At 44.5% G+C, this 21,741-nt stretch carries 20 protein-coding genes; 17 read left to right on the top strand and 3 right to left on the bottom strand.

Annotation, left to right across the window (positions count from 1 at the left end; translation table 11 throughout):
- Positions 1-48 precede the first annotated feature (48 nt).
- The gene (mutS, locus tag HMPREF2917_RS06855; RefSeq protein ID WP_070589824.1) at positions 49-2,598 is read left to right on the top strand and encodes a DNA mismatch repair protein MutS; all 2,550 of its coding nucleotides are present in this window, start codon (positions 49-51) and stop codon (positions 2,596-2,598) included.
- A 35-nt stretch (positions 2,599-2,633) separates the two neighbouring features.
- Here mutS and HMPREF2917_RS06850 read toward each other — a convergent pair whose 3' ends face one another.
- Together HMPREF2917_RS06850 and HMPREF2917_RS06845 are read right to left on the bottom strand one after the other, a co-directional pair.
- Positions 2,634-3,089, bottom strand: a complete 456-nt coding sequence (locus HMPREF2917_RS06850; RefSeq protein ID WP_049492667.1) for a DUF3021 domain-containing protein — start codon at positions 3,087-3,089, stop codon at positions 2,634-2,636.
- Positions 3,083-3,523: a LytTR family DNA-binding domain-containing protein gene (locus tag HMPREF2917_RS06845; RefSeq protein WP_021154101.1), complete on the bottom strand. Its 441-nt coding sequence runs from the start codon at positions 3,521-3,523 to the stop codon at positions 3,083-3,085. The genes HMPREF2917_RS06850 and HMPREF2917_RS06845 overlap by 7 nt, the downstream gene beginning before the upstream one ends.
- 247 nt (positions 3,524-3,770) lie before the next feature.
- Between HMPREF2917_RS06845 and mutL the strand changes: the two genes are divergently transcribed.
- Genes mutL through HMPREF2917_RS06830 form a run of 3 tightly spaced genes read left to right on the top strand, consistent with a single transcriptional unit; the run spans position 3,771 to position 6,904 of the window.
- Positions 3,771-5,714, top strand: a complete 1,944-nt coding sequence (mutL, locus tag HMPREF2917_RS06840; protein ID WP_070589928.1) for a DNA mismatch repair endonuclease MutL — start codon at positions 3,771-3,773, stop codon at positions 5,712-5,714.
- A gap of 20 nt (positions 5,715-5,734) precedes the next feature.
- On the top strand, positions 5,735-6,328 hold the full coding sequence (gene ruvA / locus HMPREF2917_RS06835; protein WP_070589821.1) for a Holliday junction branch migration protein RuvA: 594 nt from the start codon (positions 5,735-5,737) through the stop codon (positions 6,326-6,328).
- Positions 6,329-6,337: 9 nt separating this feature from the next.
- A complete protein-coding gene (locus HMPREF2917_RS06830) occupies positions 6,338-6,904 on the top strand; it encodes a DNA-3-methyladenine glycosylase I (protein ID WP_070589818.1) in 567 nt (188 codons plus the stop codon).
- Between the two features lie 211 nt (positions 6,905-7,115).
- On the opposite strand, the gene HMPREF2917_RS06825 is transcribed toward HMPREF2917_RS06830, so the two are convergent.
- Positions 7,116-8,147: a S66 family peptidase gene (locus tag HMPREF2917_RS06825; RefSeq protein WP_070589815.1), complete on the bottom strand. Its 1,032-nt coding sequence runs from the start codon at positions 8,145-8,147 to the stop codon at positions 7,116-7,118.
- 376 nt (positions 8,148-8,523) lie between these two features.
- Here HMPREF2917_RS06825 and HMPREF2917_RS06820 point away from each other — a divergent pair, with 376 nt between their 5' ends.
- The 13 genes from HMPREF2917_RS06820 to HMPREF2917_RS11300 all read left to right on the top strand — a co-directional run bounded on the left by HMPREF2917_RS06820 (position 8,524) and on the right by HMPREF2917_RS11300 (position 21,648).
- Positions 8,524-9,792: a competence/damage-inducible protein A gene (locus HMPREF2917_RS06820; RefSeq protein WP_070589813.1), complete on the top strand. Its 1,269-nt coding sequence runs from the start codon at positions 8,524-8,526 to the stop codon at positions 9,790-9,792.
- Positions 9,793-9,912: 120 nt separating this feature from the next.
- A complete protein-coding gene (recA, locus tag HMPREF2917_RS06815; RefSeq protein ID WP_003002082.1) occupies positions 9,913-11,058 on the top strand; it encodes a recombinase RecA in 1,146 nt (381 codons plus the stop codon).
- 87 nt (positions 11,059-11,145) lie between these two features.
- Positions 11,146-11,544, top strand: coding sequence for a transcriptional regulator Spx (spx, locus tag HMPREF2917_RS06810; RefSeq protein ID WP_003009108.1), 399 nt, complete (start codon positions 11,146-11,148; stop codon positions 11,542-11,544).
- Between the two features lie 135 nt (positions 11,545-11,679).
- Positions 11,680-12,276 (top strand): SP0191 family lipoprotein, encoded by a 597-nt coding sequence (locus tag HMPREF2917_RS06805; RefSeq protein WP_031576799.1) that lies wholly within the window; start codon positions 11,680-11,682, stop codon positions 12,274-12,276.
- A gap of 124 nt (positions 12,277-12,400) precedes the next feature.
- Complete coding sequence (locus HMPREF2917_RS06800; protein WP_003002070.1) at positions 12,401-12,667, top strand: IreB family regulatory phosphoprotein; 267 nt, start codon at positions 12,401-12,403, stop codon at positions 12,665-12,667.
- Positions 12,667-13,086, top strand: a complete 420-nt coding sequence (gene ruvX / locus HMPREF2917_RS06795; protein WP_003014525.1) for a Holliday junction resolvase RuvX — start codon at positions 12,667-12,669, stop codon at positions 13,084-13,086. The genes HMPREF2917_RS06800 and ruvX overlap by 1 nt, the downstream gene beginning before the upstream one ends.
- A gap of 22 nt (positions 13,087-13,108) precedes the next feature.
- Entirely contained in the window at positions 13,109-13,414 is a 306-nt protein-coding gene (locus tag HMPREF2917_RS06790; protein WP_003001941.1) for a DUF1292 domain-containing protein, read from the top strand.
- Positions 13,415-13,621: 207 nt separating this feature from the next.
- Entirely contained in the window at positions 13,622-14,854 is a 1,233-nt protein-coding gene (locus tag HMPREF2917_RS06785) for a bifunctional folylpolyglutamate synthase/dihydrofolate synthase (protein ID WP_070589810.1), read from the top strand.
- 76 nt (positions 14,855-14,930) lie between these two features.
- Positions 14,931-15,341 (top strand): SP_0198 family lipoprotein, encoded by a 411-nt coding sequence (locus tag HMPREF2917_RS06780; protein WP_070589807.1) that lies wholly within the window; start codon positions 14,931-14,933, stop codon positions 15,339-15,341.
- A gap of 276 nt (positions 15,342-15,617) precedes the next feature.
- Positions 15,618-17,153 carry a cardiolipin synthase gene (cls, locus tag HMPREF2917_RS06775; protein WP_070589804.1) on the top strand — a complete coding sequence of 512 codons (1,536 nt, stop codon included), beginning with the start codon at positions 15,618-15,620 and terminating at the stop codon, positions 17,151-17,153.
- 171 nt (positions 17,154-17,324) lie between these two features.
- Entirely contained in the window at positions 17,325-19,163 is a 1,839-nt protein-coding gene (locus HMPREF2917_RS06770) for an MFS transporter (protein ID WP_070589801.1), read from the top strand.
- Between the two features lie 122 nt (positions 19,164-19,285).
- Complete coding sequence (nrdD, locus tag HMPREF2917_RS06765; RefSeq protein ID WP_070589926.1) at positions 19,286-21,496, top strand: anaerobic ribonucleoside-triphosphate reductase; 2,211 nt, start codon at positions 19,286-19,288, stop codon at positions 21,494-21,496.
- An 11-nt stretch (positions 21,497-21,507) separates the two neighbouring features.
- Positions 21,508-21,648, top strand: coding sequence for a hypothetical protein (locus tag HMPREF2917_RS11300; RefSeq protein ID WP_141751538.1), 141 nt, complete (start codon positions 21,508-21,510; stop codon positions 21,646-21,648).
- Positions 21,649-21,741: the final 93 nt, after the last annotated feature.

Raw genomic sequence — 21,741 nt, 5'->3', positions numbered from 1 at the left:
TATGGAGCTTGTGTCAGAAAATGATGCAACAGTAAGGAATAAAGAAGTATGGCAGTAGAGAAAATATCCCCTGGAATGCAGCAGTATCTAGATATCAAAAAAGACTATCCGGATGCCTTTTTGCTGTTTCGAATGGGAGATTTTTACGAATTATTTTATGAAGATGCAGTGAATGCAGCTCAAATTTTAGAGATTTCCTTAACCTCACGGAATAAAAATGCAGAGAATCCAATTCCCATGGCGGGTGTTCCCTACCACTCGGCCCAGCAGTATATTGATGTTCTCATTGAACAGGGGTATAAGGTCGCGATTGCAGAACAAATGGAAGACCCCAAAGAAGCCAAGGGGGTCGTTAAGCGTGAAGTCGTACAGGTGATTACGCCGGGTACAGTGGTGGATTCGACCAAGCCAGATAGTGAGAATAACTTCCTGGTTGCTTTGGATCGGTCAGGAAATGAGTATGGGTTAGCCTATATGGATCTGGTGACAGGGGAGTTTCAGGTGACGACCCTCAATGACTTTAGCATGGTTTGTGGAGAAATCCGCAATTTACGGGCGCGTGAGGTGGTCCTGGGTTATGAGTTGCCAGAACAGGAAGAGCGTGTGTTTGTTAGCCAGATGAATCTCTTGCTGTCACATGTAGAGACGGCGCTCGACGATGTTCAACTTTTAGGGGATCAGTTGAGTGAGCTAGAAAAGGAAACAGCTGGGAAACTTCTCCAGTATGTCCACCAGACACAAATGCGGGAATTGAGCCACCTCAAAAAAGCCCATCATTATGAGATTTGTGATTTCTTGCAGATGGACTTTGCGACCAAGGCTAGTCTTGATTTGACAGAGAATGCGCGGACTGGGAAGAAACATGGTAGCTTGTATTGGTATTTAGATGAAACCAAGACGGCCATGGGAGGTCGTTTGTTGCGATCCTGGATTCAGAAACCCTTAGTCGATTTGAAACGGATTCGAGAGCGCCAGGACGTCATTCAAGTCTTTATGGATCATTTCTTTGAACGGAGCGATTTGACCGACAGTCTCAAAGGGGTCTATGACATTGAACGCTTAGCGAGTCGGGTTTCCTTTGGCAAGATCAATCCTAAGGATCTCTTGCAGCTAGGAGATACTCTGGGGCATGTGCCGACGATCAAGTCAATTCTACTGGGGATTGGTGATCCAGTCTTAGATGTCTTGATTGCACGCTTGGATGAACTTCCTGAATTGCACCGCTTGATTACCTCGGCTATTGCTCCGGAAGCGTCTGCTGTTATTACAGAGGGAAATATCATCCGTACCGGTTTTGATGAGCAATTGGACCAGTACCGTGTTGTTCTTCGGGATGGTACTGGTTGGATTGCTGAGATTGAAGCCAAGGAGCGCGAAGCCAGTGGCATTACAGGTCTAAAGATCGATTACAACAAGAAGGATGGCTACTATTTCCATGTCACCAATTCTCAATTGAGTCACGTTCCTGCTCACTTTTTCCGCAAGGCGACCTTGAAAAATTCAGAACGCTTTGGTACGGAGGAATTGGCACGTATCGAAGGAGATATGCTAGAGGCGCGTGAGAAGTCTGCTAATTTGGAATATACGATTTTTATGCGGATTCGTGAAGAAGTTGGCAAGTATATCCAACGTCTGCAACAGTTAGCTCAGGCGATTGCGACGGTTGATGTTTTACAAAGTTTAGCCAGTGTCGCTGAGTCGCAACAATTGAATCGTCCCTTCTTTCATGAAGAACGACGAATCGCGATCGACAAAGGTCGTCATCCGGTTGTTGAGAAAGTGATGGGAGCCCAGTCCTATATTCCTAATAGCATCTTTATGGACGAAGAACGGGATATTCAGCTGATTACGGGGCCAAATATGAGCGGGAAGTCTACCTATATGCGCCAATTGGCGATCATTGTGATTCTTGCCCAAATTGGCTCTTATGTTCCAGCGCAAAAGGCCGAGTTGCCAATCTTTGATGCAATTTATACCCGAATCGGAGCTGCTGATGACCTGGTATCGGGGCAGTCTACCTTTATGGTGGAAATGATGGAAGCCAATCACGCCATTCGCAAGGCAACACCCCAGTCCTTGATTTTGTTTGATGAGTTGGGACGGGGAACGGCGACTTATGATGGGATGGCTCTCGCCCAATCCATCATCGAATACATTCACGATCGCACGGGTGCCAAAACCTTGTTTGCAACCCATTACCATGAGTTGACGGCTCTCTCAGAGACCTTGTCCCGTTTGGAAAATGTTCATGTTGCGACCTTGGAGCGAGATGGTCAGGTTACCTTCTTGCACAAGATTGAACCCGGCCCAGCAGATAAATCCTATGGGATTCACGTGGCCAAGATCGCTGGTTTGCCAGAAGAATTGCTGAAGCGGGCGGATGCGATTTTGACCAAGCTCGAAGGACAAGCCCAGCAAGTACCGCTTGCGGATACAACTCCTAAAAAGGAAGTGTCTTCGCAGGTTGCTGAACAAATGTCCCTCTTTGAGGAAGAAACAGAAAGTACAGTGATCACAGAATTGAAGAATCTGGATCTCTACAATATGACTCCCATGGAAGTCATGATGGCAGTCGCCGAATTGAAAAAGAAATTGTAAAAAGAAGATCCTCGTAATAGCGAGGATCTTTTCTCTTAGTGGTTAGCAATGCTTTGGTTGATTTCTTGGACTTGTTTTTTATAAAAATGATGGGAGACCAACCAGATGATCACGTAAACGAGGGTGAATTCGACAACGAGTGAGAGGTAAAATCCGAGTCGTGCTGGAAACCAGCCGGCTAACGTAGCTAGGGGAATAAAGCCAAGCAACATGAGCAAGTAATGGCTCAGAGTAGCCCGTAAGAGGCTCCAGTCTTTTTGAAAGAGGAGACTTCCGAAGCTAAAGAGGACCCCAATTGCACCCCAAACGAGAGCACAATAGAGCATGACCAGTGAGCCGTGAACATGATGCAAGAACATCCAGCGGCCGACTGTAGAGTTGGGACTTAAGGGAAGGTACAACTCAGGTGAGAAGAGATAGGAAAAGAAGATGGATAGGATGAGCCCGATGAAAATCCCTTTTAGGGCGTCAGAAAAAGATTGTTTTAGCATGATAATTTCTCCTTAATGGCTTTCAAGTAACGACGGGAGGAGTAGGTCAGACTCCCGTTTTTAAGATAGATTTGCACCGATCCTCCACTGGTAAAGTGCAGGTGATCGATTTCTTTTGTGTTGATAATTTCAGATTGGGAAATTTTGAGAAAGCAGGTCGGTAAGTCTTCAGATAACTGATAGAGTGGCCCAGTCAGAATAAATTGATCTGTCATGGTCTCACCAATTACTTGCCGATTTTCAATGTAAAAACGTTGGAATAGCTGGCTTTCGATCAGGTAAGCTTCCCCATCCTTTTTGGCACGTAAGCGCCCTTTTTGATCCAATTCTTCCACAAAGTCTCGGATTTTCTCTACACGCGCAGACAGTGCAGGTGCTGTGATCATCACCGCTTCTTCTTGGAAGTGGGAATCAATTTGTACTTCAACTTTCATAAGATCGTTTCTCCCTCCTTTGGGTAAAGTCGGTTGGCCTGCTAGCCCGGCTCCTTCTTTACACTACTATTAAACACTTTTTCCAAAGGGAAGACAAGGGGATTTGTCTATGTGGTCATTTTCTTTGTCTATGCGGTTTTTAAGGAAGAAGATGGGCCAGCCTCTATTTTTTAAGAAAGGGAGTCTTGTGGATCTGTGGTATAATAGAGCTACATGTATCGGTGAAAAAATAGGTAAAGGAGCAGACATGTCACAGATTATTGAATTGCCAGAAGTCCTAGCCAATCAGATTGCGGCAGGTGAAGTGATTGAACGACCTGCTAGTGTGGTCAAGGAATTGGTTGAAAACTCGATCGATGCTGGGGCTAGCCAGATTGTTGTCGAAATCGAAGAAGCAGGATTGAAGTCGATTCGGATTACAGACAATGGGGAAGGAATAGCGCACGATGAGGTCGCTTTGGCCCTCCGTCGACATGCGACCAGTAAGATCAAGAGTCAAGCGGATCTCTTTCGTATTCGAACGCTTGGTTTTCGTGGTGAGGCCATGCCTTCCATTGCTTCTGTCAGTATTCTAACCCTTCTAACGGCGCAAGAAGGAGCTGCCCACGGGACCAAATTGGTCGCAAAGGGTGGCGAAATTGAGGAATTGGAGCCAGCGACAAGCCCTGTCGGGACCAAGATCACAGTGGAAGATCTCTTTTTTAATACACCTGCTCGTCTCAAGTATTTAAAGAGCCAGCAGGCAGAGCTATCCCATATTGTGGATATTCTCAATCGCTTGAGCTTGGCCCATCCTGAGATTGCCTTTACCTTGATCAATGATGGAAAAGAAATGACCAAAACAGCGGGGACTGGCAATCTCCGGCAAGCGATTGCGGGTGTCTATGGCCTCGCGTCTGCCAAGAAGATGGTGGCCATTGAAAATCGTGACCTGGATTTTGAAGTGACGGGCTTTGTGTCCTTGCCTGAATTGACTCGTGCCAATCGCAATTACATCAGTCTCTTTATCAACGGCCGTTACATCAAGAATTTCTTGCTCAATCGAGCTATCTTAGACGGCTACGGCAGTAAACTCATGGTGGGGCGCTTTCCACTCGCGATCATTAATATCCAGATCGATCCTTACTTAGCGGATGTCAATGTTCACCCTACCAAGCAAGAGGTTCGTATCTCCAAAGAACGAGAACTGATGGCCTTGATCTCCCAGGCTATTGCGAACGCTTTGAAAGAGCAGGACCTAATTCCGGATGCTCTAGAAAATCTAGCCAAGTCGACCATTCGTCGAACAGAAAAGCCAGTGCAGACAACCCTGCCTTTAAAGGAAAATCGCCTCTATTATGATCGAGAAAGTCAAGATTTCAAGCTTCGACCAGAAGTGGCAGATCCTCAACGGTCTCTAGCAGATGAGGTTGCTACTGAAGCTAGAATCCAAGAAAACCCAGTAGAAAAACCGACAAGTGCGATCAAGTTTGCGGAAAGAAAGACTGCGGTCTACGATGAGCTGGACCACCCAGAGTTGGATCTGGCTAGTCTAGACAAGGCCTATGATAAGTTGGATGGGGAAGAACATTCGACCTTCCCAGAGTTGGAATATTTTGGTCAGATGCATGGGACCTATCTCTTTGCCCAAGGTAATGGGGGGCTCTACATCATTGACCAGCATGCGGCCCAAGAGCGGGTCAAATACGAAGAATACCGCGAGAGCATCGGGGATGTGGATGGCAGTCAGCAACAACTGCTGGTGCCTTATATCTTTGAGTTCCCTACAGACGATCTGATCCGCCTGCAACAGCGCAAGCACCTCTTAGAAGAAGTGGGCGTCTACTTAGAAGAGTACGGAGCCAACCAGTTGATCTTGCGGGAGCATCCGATCTGGATGAAGGAGGAAGAGATCGAGTCGGGTATCTATGAAATGTGTGATATGCTCCTTTTGACCAAGGAAGTGTCTATCAAGAAATACCGGGCGGAGTTGGCCATCATGATGTCCTGCAAACGCTCCATCAAGGCCAACCACACGCTGGACGATTACTCTGCACGCGACCTGATCTACCAATTGTCCCAATGTGACAACCCCTATAACTGCCCTCATGGCCGTCCGGTCTTGGTTAACTTCACCAAGTCGGATATGGAAAAGATGTTCCGACGCATTCAGGAAAATCACACCAGTTTACGGGAATTGGGCAAATATTAATCAAACAATAAAGGAAGATTATGTACGAATATATTAAAGGAATTTTGACGAAAATCACCGCCAAATACATCGTGGTAGAAACAGCTGGGATCGGTTATCTCTTGCATGTGGCCAATCCCTATGCTTACTCTGGTAAAATGAATCGAGAGGTGCAAGTCTATCTCCATCAAGTAGTCCGTGAAGACGCTCACCTGCTCTATGGCTTTGCGACAGAAGAAGAGAAAAAGCTCTTTTTGAACTTGATCTCGGTATCTGGAATTGGCCCAGTTTCAGCTCTGGCTATTATCGCTGCGGATGACAATGCAGGCCTTGTCCAAGCCATCGAAAGCAAGAACATCACTTACTTGACCAAGTTTCCGAAGATCGGCAAGAAAACAGCCCAACAGATGGTGCTGGACTTGGAAGGTAAGATCAATCTTGATCTAGAAGATGCACCGGCTCAGTCCAAAGCTAAAGTTGCAGAAGAAAACCAAGCCCTTGAAGAAGCTATGGAAGCCATGTTGGCATTGGGCTACAAGGCAACGGAACTTAAGAAAATCAAGAAATTCTTTGAAGGAACTTCTGATACTGCTGAAAACTACATCAAGTCTGCTCTTAAGATGTTGGTGAAATAGGAGAAGAAGATGCCAAAACGCTGTGGCTGGGTCAAAATGACCAATCCGTTATATGTAGCTTACCATGATGAAGAATGGGGTCGGCCCCTCCATGATGACCAGGCCCTTTTTGAGTTACTCTGTATGGAGACCTATCAGGCTGGACTATCTTGGGAGACGGTTCTCAATAAACGGCAGGCTTTCCGAGAGTCTTTTCATGCTTACCATCTTCAACGCGTCACAGAGATGACCGACTCTGAACTGGAAACTTTGTTAGACAATCCAGCCATCATCCGCAATCGTGCTAAGATCTATGCGACACGGGCCAATGCTCAAGCCTTTCTACAAGTCCAGGAAGAATTTGGATCCTTTGATGCTTATCTTTGGTCTTTTGTCAATGGGAAAACCATCAACAATGATGTTCCAGATTACCGGCAGGCTCCAGCGAAGACAGCTCTTTCTGAGAAGCTAGCCAAGGACCTCAAAAAGCGTGGTTTTAAGTTCACCGGACCAGTCGCAGTTTTATCCTACCTACAAGCAGCAGGATTGGTTGATGACCATGAGAATGATTGTGAATGGAAAAGTGGAAATAAGTAACTTTAGATGACTAGAACATCAGAGAATATAGAAAAAGAGAGTGGGACAGAAATCGGTCATTCGTTAGAATTCGATTTCGTCGTTCCACCTCCGCACAGTTGAGTAGGCCTGTATAAGCTGATGAAATCAGCGTATTAGAGCCCACTCAACAACTGCGTCTTGCTCGACAATCCAAAAACAATTGAGAGGCTAGGACTTTTGTCCCAGCCTCTTATTTGTTATAGTCAAAGCGAATGACTTGCTCCGTTGCATCTACATGGGCGTGGACTCCGAAGGGGACAATTGCTCTTGGAGTTGCGTGTCCGACATTCAGATTATAGACAATCGGGATATTGCTATCAATGATCTCCAATAGTGCTTCTTTATAGTCGTCATAGAAAGTTTCATCCATAGGTTTTCCGACCAAGAGTCCACTGATGACCTCGAATATACCCGTGTCCTTTAAAGTCCTCAACATCTTTTTGAAGTCTTCAGGTTTAGGCTTTTCTTCGCTTGTTTCTAGCAAGAGGATTTTTCCTTCCCAGTCGGATAAGTCAGGGAAAAGTTTGTATTTTTGGCAGAGGTCTGTGCTGTCTGCGTGTAGAGAGTTGTCGAAAATATCATAGAGAGACTCAAGACAACCACCGAGGATTTCTCCCTCAAACTGAGCATTGCCTTGTAACAAGTCAAAACCTGTATTTGCATGGCTGACACGAGGTGTTCCCAAGGCTTTGGGACTAAAATCAGTCCGTTCCTCATACCAAACGTTACTAGGGCGAATTTCTGAGATTTTTCCAGTCTCAATCAATTCTTTAAAGTAGTGGAGGCTATATGGCAACATTTCTTTGTTTAACTCACAAATGTCTGCTAGAAATGATTGGCCGTAAAAAGTCTTGATTCCTAGTTTATGCAACATGAGATGGTTCATGGTCGTATCCGAGAAGCCAAGAAAAATCTTTTGTTTGATAACCTTTTGTAGTTGGTCATTTTCAAAAATATAAGGTAGCAAGCGATAGGTATCGTTTCCACCGATGGCGCATAGGATCATGTCGATACTATCATCAGAAAAGGCCTGAATCAAATCCTCCGCACGAGCTTCAGGATGTTCTTTGATAAAGTCTAAGCCTTTTAGTGAATGAGGTAAAAAGATAGGATTGAGTCCGAGGTCTTTGAGTCGTTGGACCCCCAAGTCCACTTCGTGCTTGACAAAGTCCTCTCCGATAATCCCACTAGATAAACTTATAATACCAATAGTAGAAACCATATCTCATCCTCCTAGAAAAAATTGATGCTATTGTATCACAAAAAATGAGGGGAAACAACAAGAATTAGAGCCAGAAGAAGGCTTTTAGATCAAGAAAGTAGTCAAAAAGCAACCGCTCGATATGGTTGCTTCGGAATATAGATAAGCTCTATCAACAATAGAAAATAGCCCTTTAGAAGCTGATTACCACATAGTTAAAAGTCTTAGGAATGTTGATGTAATAGTGTTTCTAAGAATTTTTTACTTTATACTCTAAAAGAAAAAGATTGAAGAAAGTTGTCCAAAATGGACTTTATCTTCAATCTGTTTTTTAAATAATTTAGGAAATTGTGTTAAAATGAAATGAAAATTACGAATAGTATAAGTGGGAGGCACCATGAAGGCGGAAATTATTGCAGTTGGAACGGAAATTCTAACAGGACAAATTGTGAACACCAATGCTCAATTCTTGTCTGAAAAATTGGCTAGTTTAGGGATTGATGTCTATTATCATGTGGCGGTAGGAGACAATGAAGGTCGTCTCTTCTCGACCATTGAGACAGCTTCAAAACGCAGTGATTTGGTGATTTTATGTGGTGGACTTGGGCCAACAGAGGATGATTTGACCAAGCAAACCCTTGCTAAGTTTTTAGGGAAAGAATTGGTTTTTGATCCAACAGCGCTTGCCAAACTCGACACCTTCTTTGCGAGTCGTCCTGATTATGTCCGGACGCCCAATAATGAGCGACAAGCACAATTGATTGCCGGTTCAATCCCCCTTCAAAACCGTACAGGTCTCGCGGTTGGAGGTTTGATTGAAGTCGATGGTGTGACCTATGTCGTTCTACCTGGTCCACCAAGTGAGTTAAAACCCATGGTCAATGAACAATTGGTGCCTCATTTGACAACAGGGGAGCAGCTCTTTTCAAGAGTCTTGCGCTTCTTTGGGATTGGGGAAAGCCAGCTGGTTACGATCCTAGCAGATATCATTGAAGAGCAGAGTGATCCGACGGTGGCTCCTTATGCCAAGACGGGAGAAGTAACCTTGCGTCTGTCTACAAAGGCGAAGGATCAAGCCTCAGCGGATGCGAAGCTCGATGTCTTAGAAAAGGAAATCTTATCACGCCATACCCTGGACCATCAACCCTTGCATGAACTGTTTTACGGTTATGGGGATGACAATTCGATGGCCAAGGTGGCCTTTGATCTCTTGAAACGGACTGGTAAGACCATTACAGCTGCAGAAAGCCTGACGGCTGGCCTTTTCCAAGCGACTCTGGCAGATTTTTCAGGGGCGTCCAGCATCTTTGCAGGTGGTTTTGTCACCTATAGTCTGGAAGAAAAAAGCAAGATGTTGTCTATTCCAGCTCAAGAGTTAGAGCAACATGGAGTGGTGTCTCACTTTACAGCTCAAGCCATGGCTTCACAGGCCCGTAAGTTAACAGGATCCGATTATGGCATTAGCCTAACCGGAGTTGCGGGGCCAGATAGTCTAGAAGGGCATCCAGCAGGGACCGTCTTTATCGGACTTGCGACTCCACATGGAGTGGATAGTGTCCAAGTCAATATCGCTGGACGTAGCCGGGCGGATGTCCGCGAAATTGCAGTCCTTCATGCCTTTAATTTGGTGCGCTTGGCTGTATTAAATGGTGAAAATTTGGTATAATGAAGCTTGTGCCAAATGAAGAATAATTCTAAAAATGGATAGGAAATGTGCCTTTCAAATGACGGAAAACGTCGGTGAGTTGCATGCATTTCCTGTATAGTAAAAACATAGGAGAAAAGAATGGCGAAAAAACAGAAAAAATTAGATGATATCTCTAAGAAATTTGGAGATGAGCGTGAAAAAGCGCTCAATGATGCCCTGAAATTGATCGAAAAAGACTTTGGTAAGGGATCGATCATGCGTTTGGGGGAACGTGCAGAGCAAAAAGTACAAGTCATGAGCTCTGGTTCCTTGGCGCTTGATATTGCCTTGGGTGCTGGTGGTTATCCAAAAGGTCGGATCATCGAAATCTATGGTCCAGAATCATCTGGTAAAACAACCGTTGCCCTCCATGCAGTAGCGCAAGCACAGAAAGAAGGAGGCATTGCTGCCTTTATCGATGCGGAGCATGCCTTGGATCCATCTTATGCAGCAGCTCTTGGGGTCAATATCGACGAACTTCTCTTGTCTCAACCAGACTCAGGGGAACAAGGTCTTGAAATTGCTGGTAAATTGATCGACTCTGGTGCGGTTGATTTGGTGGTTGTCGACTCTGTTGCGGCCTTGGTACCACGTGCGGAAATCGATGGAGATATCGGGGATAGCCACGTTGGTTTGCAAGCTCGGATGATGAGTCAAGCGATGCGTAAACTCGGAGCTTCGATCAATAAGACCAAGACCATTGCCATCTTTATCAACCAATTGCGTGAAAAAGTTGGAGTCATGTTTGGGAATCCTGAAACCACACCTGGTGGTCGTGCCCTTAAATTCTACGCTTCTGTCCGTCTAGATGTTCGTGGAAACACTCAAATCAAGGGGACTGGGGACCAAAAAGATACCAACGTTGGTAAGGAAACTAAGATCAAGGTTGTGAAGAACAAGGTAGCTCCACCGTTCAAAGAAGCCATGGTCGAAATCATGTACGGGGAAGGAATTTCACGTACAGGTGAATTGGTGAAGATTGCAACAGATTTGGATATCATCCAAAAAGCGGGTGCGTGGTACTCCTATAATGGCGAAAAAATTGGTCAAGGATCTGAAAATGCTAAGAAATTCTTGGCTGACCACCCAGAAATTTTTGACGAAATCGACCACAAGGTTCGGGTTCATTTTGGTTTGATCGAAGAAGACGAAGCAGTGAAAACCCTTGATAAAACTGAAGAAGCAGCTCCTGTCGTAGAAGAAGTAACTCTAGATTTAGATGACGCGATTGAAATTGAAGATTAATTTTTTTCAAAATAGGTCGCTAGACTGATGGTTTTTGTGTTATAATTTAATACGATAGTATTATCGTGTAGCGAAAGGAGTGCAGGCATGATTAAAATTTATACAGTGTCAAGTTGCACCAGCTGTAAAAAAGCAAAGACTTGGCTCAACGCTCATCAGCTAACCTATAAAGAACAAAACCTCGGTAAGGAAGGGATCACCAAAGAAGAATTATTGGATATCCTTACAAAGACTGAAAATGGAGTGGCAAGTATTGTCTCTTCAAAAAATCGATACGCTAAAAATCTAGGAGTGGACATTGAAGACTTGAGTGTCAATGAAGTCATTGACATCATCATGGAAACACCTCGTATTCTTAAAAGTCCGATCTTGGTAGATGACAAACGTCTCCAAGTGGGCTACAAAGAAGATGATATTCGTGCCTTCTTGCCACGATCAGTTCGAAATGTAGAAAATGCAGAAGCGCGGATGCGTGCAGCTCTTTAAAACGATTGAAAATCAGAAACAATTTGTTTCTGATTTTTTCTTGTTAAAAATCGAAATGGAAAGCAGTTTACTGCGCCATTTTACCAAATCTATGATACAATATTTTAGAAAACAATAACTAGTAAGGAATGGAAAATGAAAAGGAAAATCTTCTTATTGGGTGCACTTGCCTTGTGTTTGACTGGATGCGGTCAAAAAAAACAAGCGAAAACGCCAAATTCAAGTGAACAAAAGGCAATCCAAGCAAAAGCAGAGCAACTGCAAAAGGATAATAAGAGTATCCTGCAAAAAGCTGAAGAAAATAAAGTCATCACTAGAACCTTTGTCTTTCCAAAAGATGACAAGGGGACACAACAGACGCAAATCGTCACCTATGTGGGGAATACCTTTAAAAAATTGGAGACCATCAATGTGACGGCAACCGATGAGGAGTTGAAAAAAGGGATCCAACAGGTTGGAGTAGAGGAAGCGCAAAAGCAATTGAGAGAATCCTTTAATAAGGATGATGCCTTTAAAGAAGCTTTGACAGTGCCAGGTTTCACAGCTGATTTGACCTTGGAAAATGAGAATGAATACAAGGTAACCATCACCTATGACTTTGAAGCGATGGATGTGAAGAAGGCTGAAGGTATGACCTACTTCAAAAACAATCACTTACCAGAGTTGTTGAAGCTGACACCGAGTCAATTTGCGGACAATCTCATCAATGCTGGAGCAAGTGAGCAAAAATAAAAAAACAGTTTAACTGAAATAGCTCAAAAATGCTTGAAAAAGCTGTAAAATCAAGGGCTTGACCGTTGTGGAAAACTCTTGATTATGGTATAATAGTAATATTCTAAGGAAAGAGGGTGTTCTTGTGGGATTTACAGATGAAACAGTACGTTTTAATCTTGATGATTCAAATCGTAAGGAAATTAGCGAGACCTTGAAAGATGTTTACTTGTCACTGGATGAAAAAGGCTACAATCCAATTAATCAAATCGTAGGATACGTACTCAGTGGTGATCCTGCCTATGTACCTCGTTATAATAATGCACGGAACCAAATTCGTAAATATGAACGAGACGAGATCGTGGAAGAATTGGTACGTTATTATTTGAAAGGGCAAGGAATAGACCTCTAATGAGAATTATGGGATTGGATGTTGGCTCAAAGACTGTCGGGGTTGCTGTGAGTGATCCTCTCGGTTTTACAGCTCAGGGTCTTGAAATCATCCAAATCGATGAAGACAAAAAAGAATTCGGTTTGGAGCGCTTAGCCGAATTAGTAGCTCAATACAAGGTGGACCGTTTTGTTGTGGGCTTGCCGAAAAACATGAACAATACCAGCGGACCACGTGTGGAAGCCAGTCAGGCTTACGGCACGATGATTGCTGAAAAGTTTGGGTTGCCAGTCGACTACCAAGACGAACGGTTGACGACAGTTGCTGCAGAGCGGATGTTGATTGAGCAAGCAGATATTAGCCGTAGCAAACGCAAAAAAGTTATTGATAAGTTAGCGGCGCAGCTTATTTTACAAAATTATTTAGATCGCAATTTTTAGAAAGAAAACGAGGAAGAATAGTATGGCACATGATCATAACCACGACCATGAAGAACGTGAATTAATCACATTGGTGGACGAACAAGGAAATGAAACCTTGTTTGAAATTCTTTTGACCATTGATGGCAAAGAAGAATTTGGGAAAAACTATGTCCTTTTGATCCCTGCAAATGCAGAAGAAGATGAAAACGGCGAAGTTGAAATCCAAGCTTATTCATTTACAGAAAACGAAGACGGAACAGAAGGCGACCTTCAACCAATCCCAGAAGACTCAGATGCAGAATGGGATATGATCGAAGAAGTCTTCAACAGCTTCATGGAGGAGTAAAAACATCCACTGGATGTTTTTACCCCAACTCCAAGAAATTGGAAAGAGTTGGTAAGTCCGGGGGACGTTTTTAGCCCTGCTTCAAGAAACAAGAAAAAGCAGGAAGTCCGATGGACTTGCTGTAAAAATGAGAAAGAAATAACTACAAAAGAAAGGAGCGCAAACGTCAGAAGAGGTTTTGTCGCTTTTTTCTTTTAGGAGGAAGATGTGAATAAGATTGAGCAATGGATGAATAGTCGGATCGGTCTGAATTTTCGATCGGGACTGGATCGTATGGAGCAGGCAGTGAGCCTTTTAGGGAGGCCAGATAAGGCTTACCCGATCCTTCATGTGACAGGAACCAATGGGAAGGGATCCACAATCGCCTTTCTGCGTCAATTATTGATGGCTCACGGAAAGAAGGTTGGGACCTTTACCTCTCCTCATATGATCAGTATCCATGATCGGATTTGTATTGGGGATCAGCCGATTTCAGATGAAGATTTTACTCGGATTGGTCAAGAAGTTCAACAAATGGAGCAGACCTTGCTTCAAACCCAGGACCAACTCTCTTATTTTGAGATTATCTGCCTCATGGCCCTCTTGTATTTTAAGGAACAAGCTGTGGATGTAGTCTTGTTGGAAGTTGGCATCGGTGGGCTTCTAGATACGACCAATGTAGTGACGGGAGAGATCGCAGTGATCACTTCGGTTGGCCTGGATCACCAGGAAACACTGGGAGGGACGATTGCGGAAATCGCCCAGCAAAAGGCAGGAATCTTTAAGAAGGGCAAGAAAGCTGTGGTGGGTCCCTTATCGGATGATGCTATAGCTGTTTGTCAAGAAAAAGCGGAGCAATTGGCTGTGGGTCTCCACGCCTTCCAGAAAGATTTTGGCATAGAGCAGGATCGCTTTTGGAATGAACGTGTGGAACTTGTCTTGCCGTCTCTGGGCTTGAAGGGTGATTACCAACGGGAAAATGCTGCAGTAGCTCTGGAGGCCTTTCTCCTCTATATGGAAGGCCTAGATGAAGAAGTGGATATGGAGCAGGTCAAGCACGCCTTGCAAGAGACGCGGTGGCCGGGCCGTCTAGAGTTGTTTGGCGACCAGGTGTATCTGGATGGCGCCCATAATCCTCATGCTATGTTGCGCTTGATCGAGTTTGCCAATAGCTTAGCAGGAAAGCGCGTGAAGATTTTATTTGGGGCCCTCAAGCGAAAAGATTATAGCGGGATGCTCCAAACGCTTCAAGCGGGATTGCCGGAAGCTGAATTGATTTTGACGACCTTTCATTACGGTGAAGTGGTGGCACAAGGCGACCGACAAGACCTGCCCTATGTAGCGGACTACAAGGCCTATATCAAAGAATTTATGGATCAGAGTTCCCCAGATGAAGTCTTATTTGTCACAGGATCCTTGTATTTTATTGCGGAAGTAAGGGCATTTTTATTAGAGGGGTAAACAATTGACCTAAAGACTTTCTTGGCGTATACTGGTGGTAGATAGTATACGGTTATGGCGAAAGGAGCCGATCTTAATGAAAAAAATCATGTCTATACTGACCTTGGCAGTAGCCCTTTTCCTGACTGCTTGTAGCCAGCAAGAACAAGCGACACAGACTTCGAGCAAACAGACGTCTGCTTCATCACAGACTGTGACTTCTGCGAGTAAAGAACAGAAAGAAGGGGTGTCCATAGATGGAAGCTATCGAGGACAGGACGAGGAAAATACGATCCTCTTAGTTGTGACGGGTCAAAAAGGCACGTTTACGGTGCAAGATGCTGATGGAGAAGAAGAGGCCAAAGAGGTTAGTATTGATCCGGTCAATCAATCCATGCGTATCGGAGATGAGCCTTATCGCTATCGGATCGAAGGGGATCAGTTGTCGCTAGAAGATCTGGAGCAAGCAGAGGATGATCAAGGGATTATTGTCCTGACCAAGCAATAAGGGACGAGACAAGAGAGAGTGGGACAGAAATCGGTCATTCGTTAGAATTCGATTTCGTCGTTCCACCTCCGCACAGTTGAGTAGGCCTGTATAAGCTGATGAAATCAGCGTATTAGAGCCCACTCAACAACTGCGTCTTGCTCGACAATCCAAAAACAATAGAGAGGCTAGGACTTTTGTCCCAGCCTCTTTTTGTTTGTCAAGAAGGGGCTTGGTTGGTCGTTGCATCGGGTAAAAAGAATTGGTATACTAGTAGAAAGAAAAAAGGAGGATGCTGTGACCTTTCGAAAATTACGTCTATTAATGTCCAAATATGGATTTAGTATTTTGTTTATGGGCTTTGAACTATGGGCATCCTTTGCGGCCTTCTTCTGGCTCAATAGATGGTTCCCTCATTGGCTATCTGTTGCAGTCATTGGGCTCTTATATGTGTCGACAATCTTAGCTATTGTTAATCGAAATACCCCGCCTGAAAATAAGGTGACCTGGCTCTTGATTGCCGTCATTCCTGTCTTTGGATCGCTTTTATACCTCATGTTTGGAGAGCGACGTTTGTCCAAAAAGGAAATGATCCAGCTGAAAAATATGGAGTCCATGAAGTTTCGAGAGGACAATAGTCATCAGTTGCGTAAGGAGCTCAAGCAAGAAAGCAAGGCGGTTTATGGCTTGGTCAAGTCGATTTTATCCATGGATCACAATGCGGATCTCTACAATGGGACGGCATCAACCTTTTACCCTCTAGGGGAGGAGATGTATGAGCAACTACTAGAGGATCTGAGAGCGGCGAAAAAATTTATCTTCATCGAGTTTTACATCATTGATGAGGGCTTGATGTGGAACAGTATCCTAGAGATTTTAGAGCAGAAAGTGAAAGAGGGGGTCGAAGTCAAACTCCTTTATGACGACATCGGCTGTATGGCAACCTTGGCTGGGAACTATACCAAACGATTGCGAAAGATGGGGATTGATGCCCATAAGTTTAACAAGGTGATCCCCCGTCTAACAGTGGCTTATAACAACCGAGACCACCGTAAGATCTTGGTCATTGATGGCCAGATCGGCTATACGGGTGGTGTCAATTTGGCAGACGAGTACATCAACCACATTGAGCGGTTTGGTCACTGGAAGGACAGTGCCATTCGTTTAGATGGACGAGCTGTTAAGGCCTTAACGCGACTCTTCCTCATGAACTGGTACATCAACCGTGGGGAAATCGAGGATTTTGACCGCTACCATATTGAAAATAAGGCGGTCGAAGGAGAAGGGCTCTACATTCCCTATGGGAGTGGACCAAAACCGATTTACAAGTCGCAGGTTGGAAAGACAGTCTATCAAAATATGATTAACCAGGCGACGGATTACGTCTATATCACGACTCCTTACTTGATCATCGATTATGATTTGGCAGAGGATATCCGCAATGCGGCCCTTCGTGGGGTGGATGTTCGCATCGTGACCCCGCATATTCCGGATAAAAAATTGATCCAAATTGTTACGCGTGGGGCTTACTTGGATCTGATGGATGCAGGAGTAAAGATTTATGAGTATACACCTGGATTTGTCCATAGCAAGCAAGTCCTGGCAGATGACGAAATGGCGGTTGTAGGGTCGATTAACTTTGATTACCGCAGTTTGGTCCATCACTATGAAAATGCGGTCTGGATGTATCGGACGCCTGCCTTGAAAAAGATTCGGGAGGACTTTGACCATATCTTTGAAGTGTCTCAAGAAATCACGGAAGACACCTTCCGCTTTACATGGCACCAAAGCTTAATCAAGGAAATTATGCAATTGTTCGCACCGATGTTGTAATAGGTGTGGGCATACAGAAGAAAGAGTCAGAAGCTGAGAGATCTGACTCTTTTTCCATAGGACTATGTGGCAAGAGGCTGACAGGGTCGGCAGAATTTGGTATACTAGAGAAGATAATGGGCTTTTTTCTAAAAGGAAAGAGCAGAGGAATAGCGAAGAAAAGGAAAAAGAATGAGCGAAAAAGAGCAAGAAATGACTTCGAAAAAGTTAGGGCTTCACGTGGGAGATAGTTTTCAGGATACACGTGAAATTCGCGAAGCGCTAGATAAATCAGTCTTTCGTGAAGAAGAGCCGACTCATAGCCAGCAGGCAGAAGTCTTGGAGGAGCCGGTTGCAATGGAGGCATCAGAGGAAATTAGTGATGCCAAGCCAGAAGCAGTAGCAGAACCTACACAAGAATCGGAACAGGAAGCGGAGCAACCGCTCAGTCGGATGAGTCGTCGTTCGCGTAAGGCGGGAGTTGAAGCGACAAAAGCGGAAGCATCTAAGCTAGAAGAGAATACGGAAGAGCTAGAAGCGGATGTGGCAGTTGAACCGATCCGTCGTCACTCCAAGCGTCCAGTGCCCCTAGCGATTCCTTTTGTGTTGAGTCTCTTGATTAGTTTGCTGCATGTCGGGGTGCCAATTTTAACCCGTTTTGCCACCAATCAACAATCGCAAAACTTGTATGCTGGCTGGGCAATGACCAAGGGTCAAGTACCGTTTGGTGATTTTTACGGAACCAATGGTCTGCTCTATTATGCAATCAACTGGTTGGGAAGTTTAGCTGGTGGACATTGGATCTTGATGATTCTCCAAGCGATTGCCCTCTTCTTTGCGGGTACTTACCTCTATCGGGTTGTGCGCTTGCTGGTGTCTGATAAAGATACAGCGAAGAATGTCCAGTTGCTCTTTTATTTCTTGGTGCTAGGCCTTGGTTTTGGAGGGACCTATGTCACCTTCTTTAGCCTTCCAATCCTATTTGCCAGCATGAATTTCATTTTGGCTTATTTGATTGGGGATCGTAAGGACGAAGGCTTTATCCTTTATGGTGCGATTGCCGCTGTGGCTTTCTTAGTTGATCCGATGACTAGTGCCCTGTTCTATTTATTGGCCTTTCTTGGTTTAACAGCCTTTAATATCAAGCAAAAGAGATGGGCACGTGGCTTTTATCAACTGCTAGCGGCTCTCCTTGGTTTCTCACTTGTCTTTTATCCAATTGGCTATATCACCGTTTTGAATCAGACTTTTGGCTATGCCATTAACCAAGTAACCTATGTCTTTAATGCCTTGAATTTCACGAATGGACAGACCTTCAGTAATGCCATCTATTATGGCTTGTTGGCGCTGGCCTTTGGCCTAGTTTCTGCCTTTTTGATGTCCTTTACCAAGCAAAGTAGCAGTGCTCGCCGGATCTTCCGCTTTATGGGATGGGCAGGTAGCCTGGTAGTCCTCATTGTGTCGATTGGTCTTCCTGAACAAGGCGCTTACCAATTGTTACCGATGTTGCCATTTGTTCTTCCCTTGTTTGCAATCTGGTTCTCACGAGATGGGGAAGAAAACGATGGGATCGAACGTCGTGGTCGGAAGAAGAAAAACAAGGAAGTTTGGGCCGCTTACTTTACGAGCCAAGCTTTCTTGCCGCTAGTAGCCCTTGTCTATTTATTAGCGAATCCAGTGGTCCAAGATGTCGTGGTTCAGTCTGGTCAATCCAGTGAACGGAGCGCTATCGCTAGCTACATTCATAACCACAGCAAGGCCAAAGATACCATCTATGCTTGGGATACAACGGCTACCATCTATCAAGAAAGTGATCGCTTGTCGGCTTCTGCCTTATTGACTCCAACTTCTTATCTGGGAATTAATGAAAATCGGACCAATGCGATCCAACAAATCGATCGGTCTGAACCCAAGTATATTGTGGTCAACAATCAGGTGGAGTTGACCTCCAATATGAAGGACTTGCTCAAAGAAAATTATCGTCTAGTTGAGAAGAAATACCGTTATTTCAAACTCTATCAACGCTCTTAAGAAAATCAATATCTTGTGTTTTAGAAAGTTTTTTAGAATTTTCACCACAAGATATTGATTTTTATTTTTGGAGTGGTATAATACAACTTGTATGTAAATAAATGAAGAGAGGCATGTTTGGTATGATCACCTTGAGAGAAGAAAAACTGAGAATGGCCCCGGATATTTTTGTTGAAAAACGAGATGGCCGCCGTGTTCAATTCGATGTTGAAAAAATTTATAAAGCCTTGTTGAAGGCGACAGAAGAAGTGACTTCTCTCACTCCAGTGATGGAAGCCAAACTAGAAGCCATTGTCGATCGTGTAATCGCAGAGATTTTGGAACGTTTTCCAAATGGCGTGAAGATTTATGAGATCCAAAATGTTGTCGAACATGAATTGCTTCAAGCCAATGAATATGCGATTGCTGAGAGCTACATTACTTATCGGACTCAACGGGATTTTGAGCGCTCAAAAGCGACGGATATCAACTTTACGATTGGAAAACTCCTCAACAAGGACCAAGCGGTTGTCAATGAAAATGCCAATAAGGACAGCGATGTCTTTAATACGCAACGGGATTTGACGGCAGGGATCGTTGGTAAGTCTATTGGTCTTAAAATGTTGCCTAAACACGTAGCCAATGCCCACCAAAAAGGGGATATCCACTACCATGATTTGGACTATAGCCCTTATACACCGATGACCAACTGCTGTTTGATCGATTTTGAAGGCATGCTCAGAAATGGCTTTAAAATTGGGAATGCAGAAGTCGAAAGTCCTAAGTCCATCCAAACTGCAACGGCTCAAATCTCGCAGATTATTGCCAATGTAGCTTCTAGTCAGTACGGGGGTTGCTCGGCTGACCGGATCGATGAGGTCCTGGCCCCTTATGCAGAAAAGAACTACCAAAAACACTTGGCAGATGCCAAAGAGTGGGTGCTTCCTGAAAAGCAAGAGGACTATGCTTGGAGCAAGACTCAAAAAGATATCTATGATGCCATGCAATCGCTGGAATATGAGATCAATACCCTCTTTACTTCGAACGGGCAAACTCCCTTTACTTCGCTTGGCTTTGGTCTTGGAACCAATCGCTTCGAACGGGAAATCCAAAAGGCGATTTTGGAAATTAGAATCAAGGGACTGGGTTCAGAACATCGGACAGCCATCTTTCCAAAACTGATCTTTACCCTCAAGCGGGGGCTCAACCTAGAACCTGGAACGCCCAACTATGATATCAAGCAATTGGCCTTGGAATGTGCGACGAAGCGCATGTACCCAGACGTTTTGTCTTATGACAAGATTGTCGAGTTGACAGGCTCCTTCAAGGTGCCGATGGGATGTCGCTCTTTCCTTCAAGGTTGGAAGGACGAGAATGGTGTGGAAGTTAATTCTGGCCGGATGAATCTTGGGGTCGTGACCGTCAATTTACCTCGGATTGCCTTGGAATCGGGCGGAGACAAGGAGAAGTTCTGGCAAATCTTTAATGAACGGATGAACATCGCTGAAGATGCCTTGGTTTACCGCGTGGAACGCACCAAAGAAGCGACACCAGCCAATGCGCCGATCCTCTACCAATATGGGGCTTTCGGGAAACGCTTGGGTAAATATGATCAGGTAGATCAGCTCTTCCGTCATCGCAGAGCGACCGTTTCTCTTGGCTATATCGGACTTTATGAAGTCGCAACCGTCTTTTATGGTCCAAATTGGGAACACAATCCAGAAGCCAAACAATTCACGATCGATATCATCAAGGATATGAAAGCGCGCGTGGAAGAATGGTCTGACCAGTATGATTACCACTTCTCCATCTATTCGACACCGTCAGAAAGCTTGACAGACCGCTTCTGTCGCCTAGATACGGAGAAATTTGGTCAGGTTCCGGATATCACAGACAAGGAATACTACACCAATAGTTTCCACTACGATGTTCGTAAGAACCCAACGCCATTTGAAAAGTTGGATTTTGAAAAAGTTTATCCGGAAGCTGGAGCTTCTGGTGGCTTTATCCACTATTGTGAATACCCTGTGCTCCAACAAAATCCAAAAGCCCTTGAAGCGGTTTGGGATTATGCCTATGACCGGGTCGGTTATCTCGGAACCAATACGCCGATTGACCGTTGTTACAAGTGTGATTTTGAAGGAGATTTCACGCCTACTGAGCGCGGATTTGCTTGTCCAAACTGTGGCAATAGTGATCCGAAAACGGTTGATGTGGTCAAACGGACCTGTGGTTATCTAGGAAACCCGCAAGCTCGTCCGATGGTCAATGGCCGTCATAAGGAAATCGCTGCACGGGTCAAACACATGAATGGATCCACGATCAAATCAGCTGGTCACCAAGTGACAGATTAGAAAAGGACATTATGGGAAAATACCAATTAGATGATAAAGGAAAGGCTCAGGTTCAACGATTCCACGAAAAGCATTCAAAGGGTGGAGTCAATAAAAAAGACCGAGTAGCCAGCCTGAGAGAACAATTTTTAAATAAGGCTAAGAAAAAATAAAAGTGAGAGTTCTCGCTTCATATTGAAGATGAAATTCACTTTTGAGACTTTCCTTGGGTGGGTACGGACGTCAGCGAACTTCTACGAAGTTCC

Source organism: Streptococcus sp. HMSC061E03, assembly GCF_001813505.1.
In the GTDB taxonomy this organism is placed as follows: Bacteria; Bacillota; Bacilli; order Lactobacillales; family Streptococcaceae; genus Streptococcus.
This window is presented reverse-complemented; position numbering and strand designations above follow the sequence as displayed.

Coding starts and splice junctions, on each gene's coding strand:
- mutS (WP_070589824.1), top strand. CDS start 49: ATGGCAGTAGAGAAAATATCCCCTGGAATGCAGCAGTATCTAGATATC.
- HMPREF2917_RS06850 (WP_049492667.1), bottom strand. CDS start 3,089: ATGCTAAAACAATCTTTTTCTGACGCCCTAAAAGGGATTTTCATCGGG.
- HMPREF2917_RS06845 (WP_021154101.1), bottom strand. CDS start 3,523: ATGAAAGTTGAAGTACAAATTGATTCCCACTTCCAAGAAGAAGCGGTG.
- mutL (WP_070589928.1), top strand. CDS start 3,771: ATGTCACAGATTATTGAATTGCCAGAAGTCCTAGCCAATCAGATTGCG.
- ruvA (WP_070589821.1), top strand. CDS start 5,735: ATGTACGAATATATTAAAGGAATTTTGACGAAAATCACCGCCAAATAC.
- HMPREF2917_RS06830 (WP_070589818.1), top strand. CDS start 6,338: ATGCCAAAACGCTGTGGCTGGGTCAAAATGACCAATCCGTTATATGTA.
- HMPREF2917_RS06825 (WP_070589815.1), bottom strand. CDS start 8,147: ATGGTTTCTACTATTGGTATTATAAGTTTATCTAGTGGGATTATCGGA.
- HMPREF2917_RS06820 (WP_070589813.1), top strand. CDS start 8,524: ATGAAGGCGGAAATTATTGCAGTTGGAACGGAAATTCTAACAGGACAA.
- recA (WP_003002082.1), top strand. CDS start 9,913: ATGGCGAAAAAACAGAAAAAATTAGATGATATCTCTAAGAAATTTGGA.
- spx (WP_003009108.1), top strand. CDS start 11,146: ATGATTAAAATTTATACAGTGTCAAGTTGCACCAGCTGTAAAAAAGCA.
- HMPREF2917_RS06805 (WP_031576799.1), top strand. CDS start 11,680: ATGAAAAGGAAAATCTTCTTATTGGGTGCACTTGCCTTGTGTTTGACT.
- ruvX (WP_003014525.1), top strand. CDS start 12,667: ATGAGAATTATGGGATTGGATGTTGGCTCAAAGACTGTCGGGGTTGCT.
- HMPREF2917_RS06790 (WP_003001941.1), top strand. CDS start 13,109: ATGGCACATGATCATAACCACGACCATGAAGAACGTGAATTAATCACA.
- HMPREF2917_RS06780 (WP_070589807.1), top strand. CDS start 14,931: ATGAAAAAAATCATGTCTATACTGACCTTGGCAGTAGCCCTTTTCCTG.
- HMPREF2917_RS06770 (WP_070589801.1), top strand. CDS start 17,325: ATGAGCGAAAAAGAGCAAGAAATGACTTCGAAAAAGTTAGGGCTTCAC.
- nrdD (WP_070589926.1), top strand. CDS start 19,286: ATGATCACCTTGAGAGAAGAAAAACTGAGAATGGCCCCGGATATTTTT.
- HMPREF2917_RS11300 (WP_141751538.1), top strand. CDS start 21,508: ATGGGAAAATACCAATTAGATGATAAAGGAAAGGCTCAGGTTCAACGA.